The sequence below is a fragment of the Streptomyces sp. NPDC023541 genome (genome assembly GCF_055559995.1).
In genome coordinates, this window is sequence record NZ_JBVHJO010000003.1 from 243,725 (window position 1) to 261,735 (window position 18,011).

17 protein-coding genes, 1 tRNA gene and 1 pseudogene are annotated in these 18,011 nt (G+C 68.7%); 14 read left to right on the forward strand and 5 right to left on the reverse strand.

Going from position 1 to position 18,011, the window contains the following annotated elements; all coding sequences use genetic code 11:
* Positions 1-92: 92 nt before the first annotated feature.
* The 3 genes and pseudogenes from ACZ3X1_RS08610 to ACZ3X1_RS08620 all read left to right on the forward strand — a co-directional run bounded on the left by ACZ3X1_RS08610 (position 93) and on the right by ACZ3X1_RS08620 (position 4,792).
* Positions 93-626 (forward strand): sugar transferase, encoded by a 534-nt coding sequence (locus ACZ3X1_RS08610; protein ID WP_356811595.1) that lies wholly within the window; start codon positions 93-95, stop codon positions 624-626.
* 110 nt (positions 627-736) lie between these two features.
* Positions 737-2,944 (forward strand): annotated as a pseudogene (locus tag ACZ3X1_RS08615) ((Fe-S)-binding protein); the annotation flags it as partial.
* A gap of 942 nt (positions 2,945-3,886) precedes the next feature.
* On the forward strand, positions 3,887-4,792 hold the full coding sequence (locus tag ACZ3X1_RS08620) for a Yip1 family protein (RefSeq protein WP_390075480.1): 906 nt from the start codon (positions 3,887-3,889) through the stop codon (positions 4,790-4,792).
* Between the two features lie 96 nt (positions 4,793-4,888).
* Here ACZ3X1_RS08620 and ACZ3X1_RS08625 read toward each other — a convergent pair whose 3' ends face one another.
* The 3 genes from ACZ3X1_RS08625 to ACZ3X1_RS08635 form a co-directional block, all read right to left on the reverse strand.
* Complete coding sequence (locus ACZ3X1_RS08625; protein ID WP_030647900.1) at positions 4,889-5,389, reverse strand: phosphoribosyltransferase; 501 nt, start codon at positions 5,387-5,389, stop codon at positions 4,889-4,891.
* Positions 5,386-5,973 (reverse strand): dCTP deaminase, encoded by a 588-nt coding sequence (gene dcd, locus ACZ3X1_RS08630; RefSeq protein ID WP_030647898.1) that lies wholly within the window; start codon positions 5,971-5,973, stop codon positions 5,386-5,388. Before dcd ends, ACZ3X1_RS08625 begins: the two co-directional genes overlap by 4 nt.
* Positions 5,974-6,058: 85 nt before the next feature.
* Positions 6,059-6,271, reverse strand: coding sequence for a hypothetical protein (locus ACZ3X1_RS08635; protein WP_356811593.1), 213 nt, complete (start codon positions 6,269-6,271; stop codon positions 6,059-6,061).
* Between the two features lie 180 nt (positions 6,272-6,451).
* Between ACZ3X1_RS08635 and ACZ3X1_RS08640 the strand changes: the two genes are divergently transcribed.
* The 5 genes from ACZ3X1_RS08640 (at position 6,452) to ACZ3X1_RS08660 (ending at position 9,855) form a co-directional block, all read left to right on the forward strand.
* Positions 6,452-6,522 (forward strand) — tRNA-Gly (locus ACZ3X1_RS08640).
* 495 nt (positions 6,523-7,017) lie between these two features.
* Positions 7,018-7,221: a cold-shock protein gene (locus ACZ3X1_RS08645; RefSeq protein WP_356811592.1), complete on the forward strand. Its 204-nt coding sequence runs from the start codon at positions 7,018-7,020 to the stop codon at positions 7,219-7,221.
* A gap of 312 nt (positions 7,222-7,533) precedes the next feature.
* Complete coding sequence (locus ACZ3X1_RS08650) at positions 7,534-9,048, forward strand: DEAD/DEAH box helicase (protein ID WP_467277955.1); 1,515 nt, start codon at positions 7,534-7,536, stop codon at positions 9,046-9,048.
* A gap of 46 nt (positions 9,049-9,094) precedes the next feature.
* A complete protein-coding gene (locus tag ACZ3X1_RS08655) occupies positions 9,095-9,499 on the forward strand; it encodes a CBS domain-containing protein (protein WP_356811590.1) in 405 nt (134 codons plus the stop codon).
* 44 nt (positions 9,500-9,543) lie between these two features.
* Positions 9,544-9,855 carry an SCO5918 family protein gene (locus ACZ3X1_RS08660; protein ID WP_356811589.1) on the forward strand — a complete coding sequence of 104 codons (312 nt, stop codon included), beginning with the start codon at positions 9,544-9,546 and terminating at the stop codon, positions 9,853-9,855.
* Between the two features lie 107 nt (positions 9,856-9,962).
* Here ACZ3X1_RS08660 and ACZ3X1_RS08665 read toward each other — a convergent pair whose 3' ends face one another.
* Entirely contained in the window at positions 9,963-10,322 is a 360-nt protein-coding gene (locus ACZ3X1_RS08665; RefSeq protein ID WP_356811588.1) for a hypothetical protein, read from the reverse strand.
* Between the two features lie 957 nt (positions 10,323-11,279).
* On the opposite strand from ACZ3X1_RS08665, the gene ACZ3X1_RS08670 reads away from it, so the two are divergent.
* Entirely contained in the window at positions 11,280-11,624 is a 345-nt protein-coding gene (locus tag ACZ3X1_RS08670) for a MerR family transcriptional regulator (RefSeq protein ID WP_356811587.1), read from the forward strand.
* 234 nt (positions 11,625-11,858) lie between these two features.
* Positions 11,859-12,218: a PRC-barrel domain containing protein gene (locus ACZ3X1_RS08675; RefSeq protein ID WP_356811586.1), complete on the forward strand. Its 360-nt coding sequence runs from the start codon at positions 11,859-11,861 to the stop codon at positions 12,216-12,218.
* Between the two features lie 61 nt (positions 12,219-12,279).
* On the opposite strand, the gene trhA is transcribed toward ACZ3X1_RS08675, so the two are convergent.
* Positions 12,280-13,020, reverse strand: coding sequence for a PAQR family membrane homeostasis protein TrhA (gene trhA, locus ACZ3X1_RS08680; RefSeq protein WP_467277965.1), 741 nt, complete (start codon positions 13,018-13,020; stop codon positions 12,280-12,282).
* 261 nt (positions 13,021-13,281) lie between these two features.
* Between trhA and ACZ3X1_RS08685 the strand changes: the two genes are divergently transcribed.
* The 4 genes from ACZ3X1_RS08685 to ACZ3X1_RS08700 all read left to right on the forward strand — a co-directional run bounded on the left by ACZ3X1_RS08685 (position 13,282) and on the right by ACZ3X1_RS08700 (position 17,972).
* Positions 13,282-13,842 (forward strand): hypothetical protein, encoded by a 561-nt coding sequence (locus ACZ3X1_RS08685; protein ID WP_467277968.1) that lies wholly within the window; start codon positions 13,282-13,284, stop codon positions 13,840-13,842.
* 747 nt (positions 13,843-14,589) lie between these two features.
* Positions 14,590-15,909, forward strand: coding sequence for an ice-binding family protein (locus ACZ3X1_RS08690; protein WP_467277970.1), 1,320 nt, complete (start codon positions 14,590-14,592; stop codon positions 15,907-15,909).
* 112 nt (positions 15,910-16,021) lie between these two features.
* Entirely contained in the window at positions 16,022-16,762 is a 741-nt protein-coding gene (locus ACZ3X1_RS08695; protein WP_467277973.1) for a DUF5819 family protein, read from the forward strand.
* Complete coding sequence (locus tag ACZ3X1_RS08700) at positions 16,752-17,972, forward strand: HTTM domain-containing protein (RefSeq protein ID WP_467277976.1); 1,221 nt, start codon at positions 16,752-16,754, stop codon at positions 17,970-17,972. The genes ACZ3X1_RS08695 and ACZ3X1_RS08700 overlap by 11 nt, the downstream gene beginning before the upstream one ends.
* Positions 17,973-18,011 lie beyond the last annotated feature (39 nt).

Genomic DNA, 18,011 nt, shown 5'->3' on the forward strand with positions numbered 1-18,011 from the left:
CCCTGCGTTTTCCCCGGGCCGGCGCCGCCGGACGAGGGACCTGCGCCGCGCGGCGCGCCGGGCCCGCGACACCCGTACGGCAGCGTGCCGGTATGCCCCTCACACCCACCGCCCCCCGGCGGGTGCGGGTACCCGCGGCCCCGCCGGCGAAGCGGGTGCTCGACCTCGTCGGGGCGGCCATCCTGCTGGTCCTGCTCGCGCCGGCCCTGGCCGCGGTCGCCGCGCTGCTGTACGCGGCCACCGGCGGGCACCCCTTCGCACGGGAGGCCGCCGCCGGCCTCGCCGGGCGGCCGCTGCGGACCTGGCGCTTCGACACGGCCGCGGCGGGGCGGGCGGGCGCACTCGTGGAGCGGTGTGCCCTCGACGGCCTCCCTCAGCTGCTCAACGTGATCCGCGGCGAGATGTCGCTGGTCGGCCCGCGCCCGGAGGCCCGTACGGACCGCCCCGACCGGCTCCTCGTACGCCCCGGAATGACCGGTTTGTGGCAGGTGAGCACACGCTCCGACCTCCCCTGGGAGGAGATGACGCTGCTCGACCGGCATTATGTGGAGAACCACTGGCTCGGGATGGACCTGGCGATCCTGGCGCGAACCCCGCGGGCGGCCTACCGACAAAGGCTCGCCTGAGCGACACAGATCACCGCACGCTCAGCTACATTGCGGCGTCGGGAATGGGTAACCTCAAGCCTTGACTTCATAAGTTACCGCTTAGTAAGTGCCGCCCGAGGAGCCCTCCCATGCAACTCGCCGCGATCATCGTGTCGCTGGTCCTGACCGTGGTCGGCGTCGCGCTGCTCGCACGAGCCGTGGCGCAGATCTACCGCTTCGTGAAGATCGGTCAGCCCGTGCCGGCCGGCAGCCGCACGGACGACCCGAAGGCCCGAACGCTGACCCTCGTCCGGGAGTTCCTCGGCCACAGCCGCATGAACCGCTGGGGCATCGTCGGCTTCGCGCACTGGTTCGTCGCGATCGGCTTCCTGACGCTCCCGCCGACCCTGGCCCAGGCCTACGGTCAGCTCTTCCAGGCCGACTGGACCCTTCCGGTCCTGGGCGGCTTCCTGCCGTTCGAGCTCTACATCGAGTTCATCGGCCTGATGACGGTCGTCGGCATCCTGGTCCTGATCGCGATCCGCCTGCTCAGCCTGCCCTCCCGGGCCGGCCGCAAGTCTCGCTTCGCCGGCTCGAAGGCCTGGCAGGCGTACTTCGTCGAGTACATCATCCTCACCATCGGCCTCGCGATCCTGTGCCTGCGCGGCCTCGAGGGCGCGATCCACCACGTGGACGGCTGGGAGCCGGCGTACGCCATCTCGTACCCGCTGGTCATGGCCTTCGACGGGCTGTCGGCGAGCACTCTGCAGAACGCCATCTACTTCACCGCGATGATCAAGATCGGCACCTCGCTGATCTGGATGATCGTGGTCTCCCTGAACACCAACATGGGTGTCGCCTGGCACCGCTTCCTCGGCTTCCCGAACATCTGGTTCAAGCGGAACGCCGACGGCGCGACCGCGCTGGGCGCGCTCCAGCCGATGACCAGCGGCGGCAAGGAGATCGACTTCGAGGACCCGGGCGAGGACGACAACTTCGGCGTCTCCCAGGTCGAGCAGTTCTCCTGGAAGGGCATCCTCGACTTCTCCACGTGCACCGAGTGCGGCCGCTGCCAGTCGCAGTGCCCCGCCTGGAACACGGGCAAGCCGCTCTCCCCCAAGCTCCTGATCATGTCGCTGCGCGACCACGCGCACGCCAAGGCCCCGTACCTGCTGGCCGGTGGCGGCAAGGACATGGAGGGCAACGAGAAGGCCACGGTGGAGCAGCTCGCCGGTGTCCCGGCCACGGCGCTGGCCGAGGCCGAGCGCCCGCTGATCGGCACGGTCGAGGAGAACGGCGTCATCGACCCGGACGTGCTGTGGTCCTGCACGACCTGCGGTGCGTGCGTGGAGCAGTGCCCGGTCGACATCGAGCACATCGACCACATCGTCGACATGCGCCGCTACCAGGTGATGATCGAGTCCGCGTTCCCGTCCGAGGCGGGCACGATGCTCAAGAACCTGGAGAAGAAGGGCAACCCCTGGGGCCTGGCGAAGAAGCAGCGCGTCGAGTGGACGAAGGAGGTGGACTTCGAGGTCCCGATCATCGGCAAGGACGCGGAGGACCTCTCCGAGTTCGACTACCTCTACTGGGTCGGCTGCGCCGGCGCCCTGGAGGACCGGGCCAAGAAGACCACGAAGGCCTTCGCGGAGCTGCTGAACATCGCGGGCGTCAAGTTCGCGATCATGGGCGGCGACGAAAAGTGCACCGGTGACTCGCCGCGCCGCCTGGGCAACGAGCCGCTGTTCCAGCAGCTGGGCCAGGAGAACGTGGCCATGCTGAACATGGCCTTCGGCGAGGACGACGACGCCCCGGAGACGAAGAAGCCGAAGTCGGCGAAGCGGATCGTCTCGACCTGCCCGCACTGCTTCAACACCATCGCGAACGAGTACCCGCAGCTGGGCGGCGAGTACGAGGTCATCCACCACACGCAGCTGCTCCAGCACCTGATCGACGAGGGCCGGCTGACGCCGGTGACGCCGGTCGACGGTCTGATCACATACCACGACCCGTGCTACCTGGGCCGGCACAACAAGGTCTACACGCCGCCGCGCGAGATCATGTCGGCCGTGCCGGGTCTGCGTCAGCAGGAGATGCACCGCCACAAGGAGCGGGGCTTCTGCTGCGGCGCCGGTGGCGCGCGGATGTGGATGGAGGAGCGGATCGGCAAGCGCATCAACAACGAGCGCGTCGACGAGGCCCTGTCCCTCAACCCCGACATCGTCTCGACCGCCTGCCCGTTCTGCCTGGTCATGCTGACCGACTCGGTCAACGGCAAGAAGAACGACGGCCAGGCGAAGGAGTCCGTGCAGGTCCTGGACGTGGCCCAGCTGCTGCTGGAGTCGGTCAAGGCCCCGGGCCCGACGGAGGCGGAACTGGCCGCCCTGGCGGCGGAGGCCGAGGCGGAAGCGGCAGCGGCGACCGCTGCGGCGGAGGCGGAAGCGGCGGCCAAGGCGAAGGCGGCCGAGGAAGCCAAGGCAAAGGCCGAAGCCGAAGCGAAGGCCAAGGCGGAGGCGGAGGCGGAGGCGAAGGCCAAGGCCGAAGCCGATGCGAAGGCCGAGGCGGACGCGAAGTCGGAAGGGGCGCCGGAGGCCGACGCCACGGCCGAGCCCACGGCGAAAACTGAGCCGAAGGCAGAAGCCGAGACCGAGCCGGAGTCCGCGCCCAAGCCGGAAGCCGAGCCCAAGGGCAAGGCGGAAGCCGAGGCGAAGCCGGAAGCCGAGGCGGCGCCGCAGGGCGGCACGACGGCCGAGGCCGAGCCCCGGGCGGGAGCCGAGGCGCCGACGCAGGGCGACGCGAAGGCCGAGGACGCCAAGTAGGCAGCCGCCAGGCACAGGGCACGCAACGGAACGGCCGGTCCCCGCTCGGGGACCGGCCGTTCCGGCGTTCCGGTCAGCCCCGGCCGCCACCCGGCTCGCGGCCCGTCAGAACGGCGAAGCCGAGCCCCGCGGCACCCGCCGACGCCACGACACCGCTGCCACTGCCACTGCCACTGCCGGCGGACCCGACCCGGGAGCGCCAGGACGGTCGCCGCGCCGACGACGACCGCGGCGGTACGGAGAGTGGTTCGGCGGGGGGTTCGGCGGGTGCTGCGCATGTATGCGGGTATTCCATCGACAAAGCAACGAAGAGCCGCAGAACGCTACGCAACTGCGTAAACCAGACACCTGGTCGGCGCTCTCCGGGGGTAGGGCCAACCCCCCGGGGATCCCCTAAGGGATGTCACAGGTCAGCCGCAAAGGGTGCCTGTTCCGGCTGCCCGGCCACCGGAGGCCGCCGGACCAGGTACGTTCGATCACGTGGCTGGATTCAGGATCGGACGCGGCCGGGACAACAACCGCGCTCCCCAACAACCCCCGCAGCAGCAGCAGTCGTACGGTCAGCAGCAACCGCCGCCGTACGGCCAGCCGCCCTACCCTCCCGTCGGCGGGCCGCCACCGCAGCAGCAGTGGCCGCAGCCGAACGCCGGGGGCCACGGCGAGCCGGAGTACTTCGACCCGTACGGGCAGCAGCACCCACACGCGCAGCAGCCCCCGTACGGCCACGGAGGCGGCGGCAACTACAACAACGACAACCCCGGGCACACGCAGGTCTTCGCCGTCGGCGAGGACCCGTACAGCCAGGGTGCGACCTACCACGCGGGCGCCGCGGCGGCGCCGTCCGGGCCGCGGCTGCCGTGGAAGGAGCTGCTCCGCGGCATCGTGACGCGGCCGGGGCAGACCTTCCTCCAGATGCGCGACTACCCCGTCTGGGGTCCGGCGCTGGTCGTGACCTTCCTCTACGGTCTCCTGGCGGTCTTCGGCCTCGACGACGCCCGCCAGGACGTGATCAACGCGACCCTGTCGAAGGCCGTCCCGATCGTGCTGTCCGCCGGCGCGGCCTTCGTCATCTGCGGTCTGCTGCTGGGCGCGGTCACGCACACCCTGGCCCGGCAGATGGGCGGCGACGGCAGCTGGCAGCCCACCGTGGGCCTGTCGATGCTGGTCATGTCCATCACGGACGCCCCGCGCCTGCTGTTCGCCGTGTTCCTCGGCGGCGACAACATGATCGTCCAGGTACTGGGCTGGGCCACCTGGGTCGCCGCGGGCGCGCTCTTCACCTCGCTGGTCAGCAAGTCGCACGACCTGCCGTGGCCGAAGGCGCTGGGCGCCTCCGCGATCCAGCTGATCGCCCTGCTGTCGATCATCAAGCTGGGCACCATCTAGATCCGGCAGGCACGCCCATGCGCGAGGGGCCCCCGGCAACGGCCGGGGGCCCCTCGCGCATGTCCGGTCGGACCGCGGTGGATCGGATCAGGCGTCTCAGGCGTCGAGGACCTGGCCCTCACGCTTGACGACCGGCGGCTCGACCGACCAGGGGAAGTTGATCCACTCGTCGGTCTTCTTCCACACGTACTCGCACTTCACGAGCGAGTGGGACTTCTCGTAGATGACGGCGGAGCGCACCTCGGCGACGTGGCCCAGGCAGAAGTCGTGCACCAGCTTGAGCGTCTTGCCGGTGTCGGCGACGTCGTCGGCGATGAGGACCTTCTTGTCGGTGAAGTCGATCGCCTCGGGCACGGGCGCCAGCATGACCGGCATCTCCAGCGTGGTGCCGACGCCGGTGTAGAACTCCACGTTCACCAGGTGGATGTTCTTGCAGTCCAGGGCGTAGGCCAGGCCGCCGGCGACGAACACGCCGCCGCGGGCGATGCTCAGGATGATGTCGGGCTCGTAGCCGTCGTCGGCGATGGTCTGCGCCAGCTCGCGCACGGCGGCGCCGAAGCCCTCGTAGGTCAGGTTCTCGCGTACTGCGTCGCTCATGCCTCGTGCCTCACCTGGGTGCGGTGGAAGTTCTGGAAGGAGCGCGAGGCGGTCGGCCCGCGCTGCCCCTGGTACCTGGAGCCGTACCGTTCGCTGCCGTACGGGAACTCCGCGGGCGAGCTGAGCCGGAACATGCACAGCTGCCCGATCTTCATGCCCGGCCAGAGCTTGATCGGCAGCGTCGCCAGGTTCGACAGCTCGAGGGTCACGTGACCCGAGAACCCGGGGTCGATGAACCCGGCGGTCGAGTGCGTCACGAGGCCGAGACGGCCCAGGCTGGACTTCCCCTCCAGCCGGGAGGCGATGTCGTCGGGCAGCGAGATGACCTCGTAGGTCGACGCGAGGACGAACTCACCGGGATGCAGGATGAACGCCTCGTCCCCTTCGGGCTCGACCATCCGCGTCAGGTCCGGCTGCTCGACCGCGGGGTCGATGTGGGCGTAGCGGTGATTCTCGAACACCCGGAAGAACCGGTCGAGACGCACATCGATGCTGGAGGGCTGCACCATCGCCTCGTCGAACGGGTCGATGCGAACCCGTCCGCTGTCGAGCTCGGCCCGGATGTCTTTGTCAGAGAGAAGCACGTGCCGAGGATACGCAGAGCGCGCGGGCCACCCCCAATCGAGAGGGAACGCCCGCGCGCCCGGCCGTACGTCTCACACCCGGCGCTCAGCGCTTGGGCGCACCGCCAACGGGCACGGCCTGCCGCAGGCGCGCGCACCGCGGACACCGCAGCAGCCGCCCTGGTCCGATCCGGCCGGCACCGAGGTGCTGCAGCGGGAAGGAGGCAGTACTGAAAACGTGCCCTTCGGCACAACGGACGACGGTGTGCTCCATCGAGTCCCTTTCCCCAACGAGCCAATCTGCGACGAATCGCCACATTAGGGGATGATCCGCACTCGCTCCAGCCGCCGCGCTCCGCACGACACGGTACGCCCCAACTCCCGTACCCACACGCCTCCGTGCACACGACAGACAACGACGACTCCGCGGCAAATACACCGGGGGTCGATCATGGGGTAGAGTGTCCAACGGTAGGGGTCCAGGCGACTGGCCCGCTGCGCGGATGTAGTTTAATGGTAGAACATGAGCTTCCCAAGCTTATAGCGCGGGTTCGATTCCCGTCATCCGCTCTTGCACGAAGGCCCAGGTCAGCGACCTGGGCCTTCGTCGTTGTCCAGGCCTGTACGACTCCTCCGCGCCCTCCACGTGCCCCAACTGACGGGAGTGGCCTGCTCGGAGAGCCGGCACACGCCTTCCCGCCGAGACGGCCGCCACCGTCGGTACCGATGGACTGCACGTCGCAACTTGGGGACACCCTTGCTCCCGAAACGCTGCGCTCGGGGGGAATCAATATCTGTCCCCGCCGTCAGAGAATTCAATGGACCCCGCAGGGAGAGTTTTCCGCGCCGCACCCGATGGAGATATTTCACGCACACAAACAGCTGCGGCGTGCTACTGTCGATCTCGGTTGCAGTTTTGGTACCCAAAAACTTCAAGCGCCCCAGTGGGCTTCCACCACGGCCGAGCGCTTCATATTTCCGGTCATTTTCCGGCGGGGCATCATCGCGGCGACACGGTGTCCGTACAGTGCGGACGCCAGCGTACTGCCCCAAAGGAGATATTACGTGGCATCTGGCACCGTGAAGTGGTTCAACGCTGCAAAGGGCTTCGGCTTCATCGAGCAGGACGGTGGCGGCGACGATGTCTTCGCCCACTTCTCGAACATCGCAGCCCAGGGCTTCCGCGAGCTGCTGGAAGGCCAGAAGGTCACCTTCGACATCGCGCGGGGCCAGAAGGGCCCGACGGCCGAGAACATCGTTCCCGCCTGACGCTGACGCGCATTTCGTAGCTGGGGCCCGCATCCCTCGGGGTGCGGGACCCAGCTGCACGCATTTCCCGCAGTGGTGTCACCTGCGGAACGAAGCACTCGGGGTTACAGCCTCCTCGGAGCTACAACCCCACTCGCCTTTCCTGCATGTCGCGTCCACCTGACGCCACCCCGTCTCAGCACCTGCGACCGTACAGAATCTCTGTAGTCCAGAGTCGCTTTCGCATTCCATTCGGCCCGTTCTTGTGATTCCCTGCGCTGCGTTTCCGCTGCGGGAATTCCTTGATACGTGCCGCATCAAGGAAGGTTCTGAATGAACCGCACTCGTACGAATGACCGTTCCTCCCGCGCCCGCAGCCGCACCGGCGGCCCCGCATTCGGCGCTACCGCCGGTTCGGAACGGGGCAGCCGCTTCGGATCGTCCTCCCCGAGCCGTTCCGGAGGTCCGAGCCGCTCGGGCGGCTACGGCCGCCGACCCGCCGCGGTTCAGGGCGAGTTCGCCCTGCCGAAGACCATCACTCCCGCGCTGCCCGCCGTCGAGGCCTTCGCCGATCTCGCCATGCCGGCCGAGCTGTTGGCCGCCCTCGGCGCGCAGGGCGTGACCGTGCCGTTCCCGATCCAGGGCGCCACCCTGCCCAACTCCCTCGCGGGCCGTGACGTGCTCGGCCGAGGACGTACCGGCTCCGGCAAGACCCTGGCCTTCGGCCTGGCCGTGTTGGCCCGTACCGCCGGGCAGCGCGCAGAGCCGCGCCAGCCGCTCGCCCTGGTCCTCGTCCCGACCCGCGAGCTGGCGCAGCAGGTGACCGACGCCCTCACGCCGTACGCCCGCGCCGTGAAGCTGCGCCTGACCACCGTCGTCGGCGGCATGTCGATCGGCAAGCAGGCCGGAGCGCTGCGCGGAGGCACGGAGGTCGTCGTAGCCACGCCCGGGCGGTTGAAGGACCTCATCGACCGCGGCGACTGCCACCTGAACCAGGTCGCGATCACCGTCCTGGACGAAGCCGACCAGATGGCCGACATGGGCTTCATGCCGCAGGTCACCGCCCTCCTGGACCAGGTCCGCCCCGGCGGCCAGCGGATGCTGTTCTCCGCCACCCTGGACCGCAATGTCGACCTGCTGGTCCGCCGCTACCTGACCGACCCCGTCGTCCACTCCGTGGATCCCTCGCAGGGCGCGGTCACCACGATGGAGCACCACGTGCTGCACGTCCACGGCGGCGACAAGCACCGCACCACGACGGAGATCGCGGCGCGCGAGGGCCGCGTGATGATGTTCCTGGACACCAAGCACGCCGTCGACCGGCTGACCCAGGACCTGCTGAACAGCGGTGTCCGTGCCGCCGCCCTGCACGGCGGGAAGTCGCAGCCGCAGCGCACCCGCACCCTCGCCCAGTTCAAGACCGGCCACGTGACCGTGCTGGTCGCGACGAACGTGGCGGCGCGCGGCATCCACGTCGACAACCTCGACCTCGTCGTGAACGTCGACCCGCCGACCGACCCCAAGGACTACCTCCACCGGGGCGGCCGCACCGCCCGCGCCGGCGAGTCCGGCAGCGTCGTCACCCTGGTCACCCCCAACCAGCGCCGCGACATGACCCGCCTCATGCAGGCCGCCGGGATCACCCCGCTGACCACCCAGGTCCGCTCGGGCGAAGAGGCCCTGAACCGCATCACCGGCGCCCAGGCACCCTCCGGCATCCCCGTCGTCATCACCGCACCGGTCGTCGAACGCGCCAAGCGCAGCCCGGCCTCCCGCGGCAGGCGACGGCCCGCTTCGACGGTCCGACGTGTGAGCGTGCGGCAGTCCGCCTTCGATGCGGCGGCCTGAGCACCACGTGATCAGGACACTGACCCATCTCTGCAGGAGGCACGTTGTGACGCTGGTCCGGATGCAGTCCCGCTCGACGAACGCCAACCCTGTGCACCGGACGGAGGACGACGCGATGGAGGCGGCCGGTCCGCAGGTCTGTGACGACATGACGGTCGAGGTGGCCCTGGCTGTCATGGCCAGTGCCCGCGCGGGTCATCTGCTCGTCTGCGACGAGGACGGCCTGTGCACCGGGCTGGTCACCCTGGCCAGGCTCGCCACCGTCCGCGACAGCGCGGCGTACACGGACCGGGTCCGACTCCGCGACCTCCTGGGAGACCGCGGGCCGGTCACCTCTCCCTTGACCACGATGGCCGAAGCCGAGCACGCGATGCGCCGCCGCAGGCTCGATGCCCTGCCGGTCGTCGACGAGCAGGGCAGCGCTCTGGGCGTCCTCGCCCTTGCCCGCTGAACCGCCGCACGACCGTCCCCCCCTACGTCTTTCTGTGAGGCAACATGCGCTGTGTCATCGCCCGTTTCCCGTTCGACCTGACCAAAAGCGGTGTCCTGGAGTCGATGAAGGGCGTCAAGCCCGAGCAGGTCACCGGCGAGTCCGTGATCATCGGGCGCCGTACCTACCCCGTCAAACAGGTCGGCCAGGTCATCACCCGCCAGGACCGGCGTGACTTCAGCGCCGGTGAAGTCCTCCGGGCCATGACCCAGCTCGGGTTCACGTGCCGCGGCCTCCCCCGGGCCGCCGTACCCACGCATGTCCTCAGCCCGCTCCAGCAGGCTTCCGCGATGCTCGGCACCCCGGTTGCCGTCTGACGGACAGGGCCGGCGCGAGCCGACACCCGAACAGCGAAGAGGGCCCGACCGGCAAGCGCGCCGGTCGGGCCCTCCCGCGTACCCGGGGTTTCCTACAGGACGCCGGGTCAGTGGTCGGAGTAGCTGAAGTCGCCCATGGTCCAGGCGCTGACATCCGCGATCGAGACGCGGTACATCCCACCCGTCTCCGGGATCCCCACCGTGCCCTGCAGGATGCGGGCCACGTGGAAGTGCAGATGGGTGGGCGGCCCCTCCCGGGGTGTCGTGGCGGTGAAGACGGCGGCGAACTCGCCCAGACGGGCCGAGTCCGTCAGGACCTCCGACACCCGCTGCCTCCACGCGGCTTCGGGAGCCAGCCGACCGGTGATGACAGCGCCACCGGTGACCACGGTCAGGGACATCTGATTGCTCTGCCCGGACTCCACCAGGGTGGCGACGTCAACGAGCAGCTCGTCAGGCTTCGACATGAGAGCCGATTTTATGCACCGGCCGTCCCGTCCGTTCGACCGGTAGCACACCGGTCGAGGAGCACTGGCCGTCTTCCCGCCGCAGGCCCGACGGATGACCGCAGCCGCTCGGGCGAGACGGTGGGCCATGGGCCGGCCGAATCCACGGGTGCCGCCGTGCAGGCCGGGGGCGCGCATACGCGCCGCGTGGGGCTGGAGTCGTGGACGGCCACCTCGATGCTCGCAACAGCCGCCCCGGAGCTCTCGCCGACGAGCATGAAAATCTATGATGGCCGAAGTAGACATTGGGCGCTGGCGTGGTTATGGTTTCTCTCGTAGCCCAGAGAGACAGCAGGGCCCGGCAGAGACGAACTGCCGGGCAGCATTACCCGCAGGGCGGTGCGGTGGTGGAGTGTCGAAGCCAGGGTTGTTGCAGGATGGCGACGGGACTGACGACCGGACCGGGTGGCCCGCAGTGATCAGGGGCCGCCGTCAGCAGTACCGCAGTTGACGCAGTGGCAGTACCCAGCAGTGAAGTCAGTGAGCAGCACCTCGGTGAAGGCGTCGGCTGCGGACGCGCGCGCCGGGAAGTTCGGCAGTGGGGTTCTAAGCCAGAGCAGACGCACGATGGGCGACGGGGCTGGCTGCCGAAGAGTGGCGCTGGTTCAGGCCATCAGCAGTACGCAGTAGAGCAGTACCAGCAGTAAGCAACTGATAACCGAGGGAAGAGCGGAGGAGCCTGGCGCCATCAGGATCGCCCGGGCGGAAGTCTGAGCCCGGGTACCGCAGGACATCGATAGTGAGGTGGTCTCCGGTCAAGCAACCGCGATCCCCGCACTCCCGGCAGCGTGTCGGCCGGGTCGGCGGAAACACAGGGTCGGCGCAGTATCAGGGCCGACAGATGGTGTAGTAGTTCCTTCGGGGCCCTGGTGCCGTACGGCACCAGGGCCCCTCCGCGTGTTCCACGAGAGAGGTTTCATGACAGCAGACGACTCGTTCGGCCGTCTCGAAGACGACGACTATCCCGCTTACACCATGGGCCGGGCCGCCGAGCTGCTCGGCACGACCCAGGGCTTCCTGCGGGCCATCGGCGAAGCCCGCCTCATCACCCCGCTCCGCTCCGCGGGCGGACACCGCCGCTACTCCCGCTACCAGCTGCGCATCGCCGCCCGCGCCCGGGAACTCGTCGACCAGGGCACCCCGATCGAGGCGGCCTGCCGCATCATCATCCTCGAGGACCAGCTCGAAGAAGCCCAGCGGATCAACGCCGAATACCGCCGCGCCGCCGAATCGTCCGCGCCGCCGTCCTCGGCCTCAGATTGAGAGTGCCCGCCGGCATCGGCGGCCCGCACGCCCCCGGCATCACCCGAACAGCAGGCACGCCTCCCGTGCCCGCTCGGCCTCGCTCGATGCCACACGGCCAACGGCATGGTTCGGCCTCCCGGCATTTCGGGGCGCGAGGTTGCGCGGCAAGCGCCGGGGCATGCGAAGGGCACGATACGAGCCGGGGTGCCCGCGAGGCCCCGGGGCGGTTGCCGAGGACGAGGAGACGGCTCTGTGGGCGGTGTGTGGACGTACGCGCAGGACAGCGGTTACACATCACGGCAGTCCCTGGTGGGTTTCACCGTGGAGGCCACTGACGGTGCCATCGGGCACGTGGACCGCCAGCAGGACCAGCCCGGCAGGCAGCACCTGGTGGTCGACACCGGCGTGTGGGTGTTCGGCAGGAGCGTCCTGATCCCGGCCGGCGCCGTCACCGGCATCGACCCCGAGGCGCGGACGGTGAAGGTGTCGAGCACGCGGGAAGAGATCAAGGCAGCACCTCGGTTCACCACCGACAGCGAGACGGCCGACGACGATTACCTCTCCGCGGTCGGGGACTACTACGTCGCCCTTCGGCGCCCGCTCGCGCCCTGACGCGAAGGGCCGATTGCCGGCCCGGCACCGTTGAGCTGGTACGCACCGATCCACGTCGTGGTCAGTAGGCGGCGAGGGAGATGGCGGTGTAGTGAGCGGTGAACGCTGCCACGGTCAGGGCGTGGAAGACCTCGTGGTAACCGAACCAGCGCGGTGAGGGGTCCGGGCGCTGGAGGGCGTAGACGACCGCGCCCGCGCTGTAGAGGAGCCCGCCGGTCACGACCAAGGCGAGTACGGCCGCCCCGCCGCTGTGCAGGAAGTCGGGCAGGTAGCGCACCGGTGCCCAGCCCAGGGCCAGGTAGCAGGGGGTGTACAGCCAGCGGGGCGCTCCGACCCACAGGACGCGGAAGGCGATGCCCGCGAGGGCGCCCGTCCACACGATCCACAGGAGGGCGGATCGCCGGCCGGGGGGAAGAAGGAGCACGGCGAGCGGGGTGCAGGTCCCGGCGATGATCAGGAAGATGTTCGCATGGTCGAGGCGACGCAGAACGGCCTCACCGAGTGGTCCCCAGGTGCCGAGGTGGTAGACGGCGCTCGTACCGAACAGCAGCCAGGCGGAGACGGAGTACACGGTGCAGGCCAGGACGGCCGATGGTGTCCCGGCCAGGCAGATGAGGACGATACCGGCGGCCAGCGAAGCGGGGACCATTCCTGCGTGAAGCCAGCCTCGCAGCTTCGGCTTGATCGGCTCGACCATATCGGCCGCCCGCTCGACCAGGTCGGCAACCGGATGGTGGCGCTCGTGTCCGCCAACCGCCGCTGTGGAGGAAGCACCGCCGGATTCGACTTCGTCTCGGGACACTGCTTCCCATCCTGACTCGGACTGCTGGGCATCGCTCGCAACCATGCGGTCATGCTAGGAGCCTGCCCGCAGCCTTCCTGGAGGGCTGCCGCGGACTGTCGGCCCGGCGTCGCCGGACGTGCCTGGTCAGCCGCCTCATGGTTCCGGCCGGGGAGGCGTGTCGGCAAATGGAGCCGGGGAAGTCGTGTATTTCGGTGGGCCACGGGAACGATCAGAGCTTCCGAACGGGCCTCTCCGCTCTCCTACGTTCAAGGACCGCCGATGCTTCCCGAGTTCCACTCCCACGCATCCGCCCCCCTTTCCCATCAGCTGGTACAGCGACTGGGGTTGGACCCGCGCCTCGAAGCCGGCCGAATCGACGTGGAGCGTGTCGCGGACATCGCCGTCGTGGCATCGGCCCACTCCGACGGATACGCGGCCACCGCACACCTCCTCGGACTGCTCGCCGCCCTCCCCGCTCCGACCGCGGCCGGAGAGAGCTTCTGGTCGGACCTCTGGAGGTCCTCGGGTTCTCTCTATCTGCTGCCGTCCAACATCAAGGCGTGTGTGCTGAGTTCCCTCGCCGGCGAAGGTACCGGCCTGGCCGGGCAGATCCTCTCGGCTGTCGACGAGATGACCCCGTCCCAGCGTGTCGCAGCAGGCGAGGTCATCGGTCAGGCACTCGCCGAATCCGACCGCCTGCCCGACCTGAAAACGCAGGTCATCGGGGAGCTGTGGCTCCGCGACCTCGAACTCACCGCCTGGCGCGTCCTGCACGCGGACCACAAGCCAGCCGATCCGGCCGAGCGGAAAGCCTTCTTCGACGCATGGACGGGTGTCTGACGCCTCTTGGCACTCACCCACACGGCACAGCCGCCGAGGAGCCGAGGAGCCGAGGAGCCGAGGACGAGCCCTTTGTGCTACCTGGCGGCTGCCACCGGCGGCAGCCGCCAGGAAAAGGAGGCCGACGCCACCGCTTGCCCCGGCGCCGTCCGCGCCGGCCAGGGCCGCTGACTGATCCCGCACCCACGACAGCCATGACTGCGGGCCGACGGGACGCCGCTGCGTGTGCACAGGTGGACTGGGAAGTGGGGACGAACAGGTGCCAGGCCGCCGTCAGAACCGCTGAACTGTAAGTGCCCCCAGCAGGGTCGGACCAGGCCGGGGTGGCGCTTCTTGTTGTCTTGGCCAGTCCGAAGCGAGGGCACCCGACAGCGCCGCCAGAGCCGAGTGAATCGACGACGAACCGGCCGCCACGCCCGCCGCTGCGGGTTCGCGAGTTCACCTGCCCGGCGGTACACCTCCGTGTGCGCCGGTTGGATCTATTTGGGCAGGTGTGCGGCGCTGCCTCTTATGAGTTAACCGAGTTCTGCCCATTCGGGGGCAATGTCGGATGATCGACAATGTGAGTCTGATTATTTTCGGCGCAATTGAAGCTACGCAATGCGCTTATATTAATCCCCCCTCCACCCCTTACTCATTGCTGGTGCGCGAAATTTCCTGCGTAATATGCGGCAGCGACACACCAGGGCATCCCGGGCAAACGGTAGGGCCCGGTACGCCACGGCCCCCACAGGAAATGGCCTCTTGATGAAGCTGAAAACCCAGGCGGCTCGGCGCCGCACTCTGTCCGGCTGGCTGTCCTCGGCCGTCGCCGTCACGGTTGCCGCCGTCATGGTCGCCGGATTGCCGACGCAGGCAATGGCCATCGCGACACCCGTACCGCTGGGCACCACTGCCAGCTACTCCGTCCTGGCAGGTCAAGGAGTCACGAACACAGGACCCTCGGTGCTCGACCACGACCTCGGAACACACCCGAACCCGGCGATCACCGGGTTCCCGCCAGGACTGGTGCTCGGCGCAGTGCACGCCGCGGACGCTGCGGCTGCTCAGGCCAAGAGCGATCTGATCGTGGCGTACAACCAAGCGGCCGGCCAATTGGGCGGCCAGGCACCTGACTTCGCGCTTGCGGCAGGCATCGGCGGAGGTCAGGAGCTGCTTCCCGGCGTGCACAGGGCCACGTCCGGTGTCGGACTCACCGGCGACCTGGTCCTGAATGCCGGAGGAAACCCGAACTCCGTCTGGGTGTTCCAGATTCCCGAAGCCCTGACCACGGCATCCAGCAGCCGGATCCTCCTGACGAACGGCGCTTCGCCGTGCAACGTGTTCTGGCAGATCGGGAGTTCGGCGACCCTCGGCACCACCTCCACCTTCGTCGGCACCATCATGGCTCTGACCTCCATCTTCGTGAATCAGGGGGCCAACATCGAGGGCCGGGCGCTGGCTCGTGAAGGCGAGGTGACCCTCAACAACAACAGGATCTTCCTCGGCGGCTGCGCCACCGGCGGAACGACTACCGGCACCACCACCGGCACCACGACCGGAACGACCACCGGCACGACCACCGGCACGACGGCGGGAACGCCGACCGCCGGTACGACCACCGGCACGACGGCGGGAACGCCGACCGCCGGTACGACGACCGGCACGACCGTGGGTCTGATCGGTGGTGGTCTCCTGGGCGGACCGATCGTCGACCTCGTGTCGGGCGGCACCTCGGGGAACATCGCCGGCAACACCTCCGGAAACACTTCGGGTAACACGGCCGGCAACAGCACCGGTGGCAACACGACGGGCGGCAACACGACCGGCGGAACGATCACCGGCGGAAACATCACCGGCGGGCACGGCGGTCAGCCCGGCGGACCGGACCACGGCGGACTGGGCCATGACGGTCCGGGCCATGACGGTGCGGACCACGGCGGCCTGGAGCACCACGGGCCGGAGCACGGCGGACCGGACAACGGGCAGGACGAGGGACCCGGTAAGCCGGGCCACGACCACGGCCACGACGGAAAGCCCGGCGACCACTACGGCTACGGCAACAAGCCCGCGGCCCACAGGGGCTAGGCAGCAGGCTGCACGAAGCCCGTTCATCGAACGACGGCGCGCGGCGGAATCCTCATCGAATCCGCCGCGCGCCGCCGGTGAGAGTCGCAAAGACCTCAGGCGAACAGCAGACATGAGAAAGACCGGGTGGGCGGTGTCGAGCGGAATTGAATCTGCGGACGTGAAGGAACTCCATCAGTCCGATTCCGATACGGTCCCCCCGCAGCGTCATGACGAAGCGGTCAGACCGGACAAGCCACCCATGGGCGTTCGTACGCTGAAGGCAGGGCTGCACACCACCGTAGCCCTCTGCCTGGTGACGGCTCTGGTCCACGTCGTCCTGGTGTTCCTTCATGTGGCCCCCTCCAACCCCGTATCGAAGCGGTACAGCTCGCAGGTCAACGGATGGGTGTTCCCGCTCTTCGAACAGAACTGGCGGCTCTTCGCCCCGGACCCCGACTCCTTCAACCGAAAGATCCTGTCGAGAACCGCATACACCGACTCCAGAGGATCGGTGCAGGTGACCCCCTGGTTCGACCTGGCTGCCGTGGACCATTCCGCAGTCGACCACAATGCATTTCCCAGCCACACGTCCCAGAACCTTTTGCGCCGCGCCTGGACCTCCTACGTCGAGACACACGGAGGAAGCGACACGGCACGCTCGGAACGGGCCGTGATGTTGCAGACGTACCTGCGCAACATCGCCGCGGACCGCCTCGCCGCCCACAACGACGGCGGCGCTTTCGACTTCATTCAGCTCCGGGTCGTCACACTGCCCGTCGCCGCGCCCGGCACACCGGCCGGCAATCGCCCGCCGGCACCCACCGAGGACCGGCTCCTGCCCTGGTGGAAGGTGACCTCCCATGGGAAATGAACAGATTCCCCAGTTCCCCTCCACAGCAGCCACGCCGCACGGACCCGCGGCCCAGGAGGCCCCGTTGGCCGGCACGGCCCACCGCTGGCTCCTCGACCGGATCGGCGATCTGTGGGCGCTTCTCACCGACCGGCCGATCTCCCTGTACGCAGCGTCGGTTCTGCGCATCGGCTACGGGCTGCTCTACCTGGTATTCCTGCTGCGCGAGTTCCCGCACCGTGACGAGATCTGGGGCCCCGGCTCCCCCTGGACACCCGCGCTGGCACAACAGCTCTTCGACCAGACGGGCTGGAACAGCATCCTGCTCCTGTCGGACAGCCGCGCCTACTTCGAGCTCTGCTACGTGACGGCCCTCATCACGTCCGCGCTTTTCATGCTGGGCTGGCGTACCCGCGCCATGTCCGTTCTCTTCGCCGTCGTGGTGACCTCCTTCCATGCCAGGTCGATCTTCATGACGGACGGGGGTGACAACCTGATCCTGCTGATGGCCCTCTACCTCGTCCTCACCGCGTGCGGTCGGCGCTGGTCGCTGGACGCACGCCGAGAGCGGCTCAAGACAGCCCGCGCGGGCCACGCGCCGGCACCCGTGCGGAGCCTGTACGCCCAACAACTCCGGGCCGCGCGCACCACCTTGACCACGGTGGTGCACAACTGCGGCATCCTCGTCATCGCGGCACAGGTGTGCTTCCTCTACGGATCAGCCGGCCTCTACAAGATCCAAGGCCCCACCTGGGGCGGCGGCACCGCTCTCCACTACGCCCTGAACCTCGAACTCTTCCAGCCTTGGCCCGCACTCTCCCACCTCGTGGACGAGTACCCGATGGTGATCGCGATCGCCGGCTACGTGACCGTGCTCCTGCAGGTCGCCTTCCCCTTCGTACTCTTCGGCAGGCTCAAGTACCCCGTTCTGACCGTGCTGCTGGGCATGCACGTCGGCATCGCAGTGCTCCTGGGGCTGCCCCTCTTCTCCGGCGCGATGATCGTTGCGGACGCGGTGTTCCTTCCCGACCGCTTCTACGCCTTCCTGCCGCACCTGTGGCGACGCGCAGCACGGCGCACAGGGATGCGCCGGCCGGCACCCGGCCGAGCGGCGGGATCCGGCACCGTACCTCCACAGGCCAGGGCCCGCGTACCCGGCACCAAGCACCGAGCCGTTCCTGCACCGAAGGACACCACGATGGCCGCCGGGCTCGCGTCCGAGCAGAGCTGAGCAGCCACGCGGACCACACATGAAACGCGCTCCCGACAG

Coding starts and splice junctions, on each gene's coding strand:
- ACZ3X1_RS08695 (WP_467277973.1), top strand. CDS start 16,022: ATGAGAAAGACCGGGTGGGCGGTGTCGAGCGGAATTGAATCTGCGGAC.
- ACZ3X1_RS08660 (WP_356811589.1), top strand. CDS start 9,544: ATGCGCTGTGTCATCGCCCGTTTCCCGTTCGACCTGACCAAAAGCGGT.
- ACZ3X1_RS08650 (WP_467277955.1), top strand. CDS start 7,534: ATGAACCGCACTCGTACGAATGACCGTTCCTCCCGCGCCCGCAGCCGC.
- ACZ3X1_RS08685 (WP_467277968.1), top strand. CDS start 13,282: ATGCTTCCCGAGTTCCACTCCCACGCATCCGCCCCCCTTTCCCATCAG.
- ACZ3X1_RS08610 (WP_356811595.1), top strand. CDS start 93: ATGCCCCTCACACCCACCGCCCCCCGGCGGGTGCGGGTACCCGCGGCC.
- ACZ3X1_RS08690 (WP_467277970.1), top strand. CDS start 14,590: ATGAAGCTGAAAACCCAGGCGGCTCGGCGCCGCACTCTGTCCGGCTGG.
- ACZ3X1_RS08670 (WP_356811587.1), top strand. CDS start 11,280: ATGACAGCAGACGACTCGTTCGGCCGTCTCGAAGACGACGACTATCCC.
- ACZ3X1_RS08665 (WP_356811588.1), bottom strand. CDS start 10,322: ATGTCGAAGCCTGACGAGCTGCTCGTTGACGTCGCCACCCTGGTGGAG.
- ACZ3X1_RS08700 (WP_467277976.1), top strand. CDS start 16,752: ATGGGAAATGAACAGATTCCCCAGTTCCCCTCCACAGCAGCCACGCCG.
- ACZ3X1_RS08625 (WP_030647900.1), bottom strand. CDS start 5,389: ATGAGCGACGCAGTACGCGAGAACCTGACCTACGAGGGCTTCGGCGCC.
- ACZ3X1_RS08635 (WP_356811593.1), bottom strand. CDS start 6,271: ATGTGGCGATTCGTCGCAGATTGGCTCGTTGGGGAAAGGGACTCGATG.